4 protein-coding genes are annotated in these 3,855 nt (G+C 34.1%); all 4 read left to right on the forward strand.

Annotated features, from left to right (window positions below; translation table 11 throughout):
- The first annotated feature begins 254 nt into the window (after window positions 1-254).
- Window positions 255-716, forward strand: coding sequence for a site-specific integrase (locus ACKI2P_RS05100; RefSeq protein ID WP_407375623.1), 462 nt, complete (start codon window positions 255-257; stop codon window positions 714-716).
- A gap of 71 nt (window positions 717-787) precedes the next feature.
- Window positions 788-1,093, forward strand: coding sequence for a tyrosine-type recombinase/integrase (locus ACKI2P_RS05105; protein ID WP_407375624.1), 306 nt, complete (start codon window positions 788-790; stop codon window positions 1,091-1,093).
- Window positions 1,059-1,250: a tyrosine-type recombinase/integrase gene (locus ACKI2P_RS05110; RefSeq protein ID WP_407375626.1), complete on the forward strand. Its 192-nt coding sequence runs from the start codon at window positions 1,059-1,061 to the stop codon at window positions 1,248-1,250. The genes ACKI2P_RS05105 and ACKI2P_RS05110 overlap by 35 nt, the downstream gene beginning before the upstream one ends.
- A gap of 244 nt (window positions 1,251-1,494) precedes the next feature.
- Window positions 1,495-3,855 (forward strand): beta strand repeat-containing protein (locus tag ACKI2P_RS05115; RefSeq protein WP_407375628.1); only part of this gene is annotated, 2,361 nt, incomplete at its 3' end.

Genomic DNA, 3,855 nt, shown 5'->3' on the forward strand with positions numbered 1-3,855 from the left:
AATCACTTTGATTAATTCATTGTCTATTAATGGAATGATTTGTCTCATGTATAATTCTCTTTGAACCATAATGTTATTATATTTTTTTAGGTATATAAGACTAACTTTTTAAATTTTTTAATATTTTAGTTTTATAATACTTACTATTCTTATTTCAATTTAAAGTTAGGTTTATGAGAAAAATTTAGTGTCAAAGTTTCTGTTGCATATGTTTTCAAGATTGATTTAATTAATATTTTCATAGGGGGATTTTAATGAAAAATGAACTGGTTAGATTAATAGAAAGTAATATGGAACCTTATCTAAATGAAATTCAAATAGTACAACTTAATGAAAGTCTTAAAAGTATTTTGAATAAATTTGAAGTGTTTAAAAAGGACAATAATTTATCTGTTGATGAATCAAAAGAAAATCATGAATTATTAATGTCTTTTCTTTCAGCCAAACAAATTGAAGGTTGTTCTGAAAAAACTATTAATTATTACAGAAACACGATTTTCAAGATGTTGGAGTCAGTTAATCTTAAAATCGAAAGCATCAAAACTGAAGATTTGAGAAAATATTTGCCAGACTATAAAAATCAGAGTAATGCATCCAAATCAACGATTGACAATATCAGGCGAGTTTTGTCTAGTTTTTTCAGCTGGCTTGAGGATGAAGGTCATATTTCAAAAAATCCCGTTAGAAGAATTCATAAGATTAAAACAAAAGGGTAGTTAAAGAGGATTTAAGCGATGAAAATTTTGAAGTCCTAAGGGACAAGTGTGATAACATCAGGGATTTGGCAATGATTGAGCTTTTAGCATCAACCGGTATACATGTAGGGGAACTTGTAAATCTAAATATTGATGATGTTCTTTTTAGTGAAAGAGAATGTGTTGTATTGGGCAAAGGTGACAGTGAACGTATAGTTTACTTTGATGCAAAAACAAAAATTCACCTTCAAAAATACTTGGAGTCAAGAAAAGACAATAATCCCGCACTATTCGTGTCACTGAGAAAACCTCACAATCGGCTGGGAATTCCTGGTGTTGAAAAAAAGAATGCGAAAACTTGGGATGGAAGCAAAAATCAAAAAAATACATCCGCATAAGTTCAGAAGAACAATGGCAACAAATGCAATTGATAAAGGAATGCCGATTGAACAGGTTCAAAGGCTCTTGGGCCATGTTCAGATTGACACTACCATGCAATATGCAATGGTGAATCAAAACAACGTGAAAATATCACATAGGAAATTCATCGGATAATCTTGTTCGCATTTTAAATTTTAGGTGTTTTAGAGGATATTTCTTCCATTATCTATTTAATCGATAGTTATATTAATATCAGTTTATCTGCCCCCGTTCTTCAAAATAGTTATATATTTATATATTGGTGGATAGACTTTTAGTCATGTTTTAGAAGTTTTAAACAAAGGACATGTATTTTTATGATTGTTTGAATGATATAAAACATTTTTTAGCATTTAATTTTCAGGGGTTCAGGGAGAAAATGAAATACAAGAAAATAATGTTCATGCTGGTGCTTGCTGTTTTTCTATTAAGCATAACCTGTGTTAGTGCAAGTGAAATAGATGATACTTTAGCAAGTGAGGATACAAATACTATTGGGTTATCCGTTGATAAGGATATTATCGAGGATAATCTGCAAACAAGTGAAGAAAACATGGTATTTACTTCAACTGATTATGATGAGGCTTTAAGTGCTCAAACTGATACTGAGGTATTGGGTGCGGATTCAGCTACATATTTTGATTTGGCTGAAGAAATTAGACATTCTGGAAACATTACATTAACCCATAAGAACTATACTTACAATGGGGGTGGAACCATTGATATCAGTGAGGACAATAAAGTCATTGATGGTAACGGTGCAGTCATTGACATGAACGGATCAACAATCAGCGCATTTCGTGTTAGTGCTTCCGGTGTAACAATTAAAAACCTAACCATTAAAAATGCTAATTATAATGGTAATGGAGGAGCAATTTACTTTGGTAGTACTGGTACTGTGACAAATTGTAATTTTATTAACAACAAGGCAACCGGTACTGACTCTAGGGGTGGTGCAGTTTTCTTCAATCGTGAGGGTACTGTGTCAAATTGTAATTTCACTAACAACAAAGCAACTGGAACTGGCACTTATGATGGTGGTGGTGCAGTTTACTTCTATCAAGGTACTGGTAGTGTGACAAATTGTAATTTTGTTGATAACAAAGCAACTGGAGATTTCAGTTATGGTGGTGCAGTTTTCTTTTATTGGACTGGTACTGTGACAAATTGTAATTTTACTAACAACTCTGCTCGTTATGGAGGGGCAGTTTTCTTCCGCAGTACTGGTAATGTGACAAATTGTAATTTTACTGACAATACTGCTTCTGGAGATGGTGGTGCAGTTTACTTCTCTAATACTGGTAGTGTGTCAAATTGTAATTTTGTTAATAACACCGCTTCAAAATCGGGTGGTGCTATTAGGTTTAGTGGCACAGGTACTGTGACAAATTCTAATTTTACTGACAACTCTGCTACTGTAAATGGTGGTGCAGTTTACTTTGATAGTACTGGTACTGTGGCAAATTGTAATTTTACTGGCAACACTGCAACCTATGGTGGTGCGGTTTACTTATATGATGATGGGGGTAGTGTGTCAAATTGTAATTTTGTTGATAACAAAGCAACTGGAACTGGCAATTATGATGGTGGTGGTGCAGTTTACTTTTATTGGACTGGTACTGTGACAAATTGTAATTTTACTAACAACACAGCTTCTGTAAGTGGTGGTGCAATTTACTTTGAGAATTCAGGTAATGTGGCAAATTGTAATTTTACTGACAATACTGCTTCTGGAGATGGTGGTGCAGTTTTCTTCTATCAAGGTACTGGTAGTGTGTCAAATTGTAATTTTACTGACAACTCTGCTCGTTATGGAGGGGTAGTGTACTTCGTGAATGATGGTGAAGTGACAAATTGTAATTTTACTGACAACACTGCAACTGGAAATGGTGGTGCAGTTTACTTCTTTGATGAGGGTAGTGTGTCAAATTGTAATTTTGTTAATAACTCTGCAACTGGTGAAGGCAGTTGGGGTGGTGCCATTAGGATGTATTCTGGTACTGTGTCAAATTGTAATTTTACTGACAACTCTGCTACTGTAAATGGTGGTGCAATTTTCTTCGTGAATACTGGTACTGTGACAAATTGTAATTTTACTGATAACGAAGCATACTATGGTGGTGCAGTTTACTTCTTTGATGAGGGTAGTGTGTCAAATTGTAATTTTACTAACAACACTGCAAATGAGGATGGTGGTGCAGTTTACTTTAATGGTAATGGTGAAGTGACAAATTGTAATTTTACTAACAACACCGCAACATCTCAAGGTGGTGCAATTAGGTTTAGGATTACAGGTACTGTGTCAAATTGTAATTTTACTGGCAATAATGCAAATTGGGGTTCTGCAATTTACTTCTACAAATTGTATTCTTCAGATACTTTAACTGTTTCTGATTCTACTTTCTTAAACAATAGGGCAAATGCAGAAGCTTTAGATATTGTTAAAAATGATAATAATATTACAATCACCTTCACAGGCCGGAATAACCTCTTAAATGCAATTTATTCTAGAAATGATGCTGAAGTTGCTTTTAACAATGTGACTTATTGGGGAGCAAAGGGAATTACAACAGTCAGTGCTACATTGTCCGGATCCAATAAGGCAGCCGGTCAAAACATCACTGTCGGAGTAGTTGTTAATAACGAGCTTGTTTTAAGCGATGTTATGGTCACAAATGAGAGCGGTATGATTGTTTTGGATATAAGTGCAGGTGAAAACTATTACATAAGCGCTCGCCAT

The sequence above is a fragment of the Methanobrevibacter sp. genome (assembly GCF_045541095.1).
Lineage (GTDB): Archaea > Methanobacteriota > Methanobacteria > Methanobacteriales > Methanobacteriaceae > Methanocatella.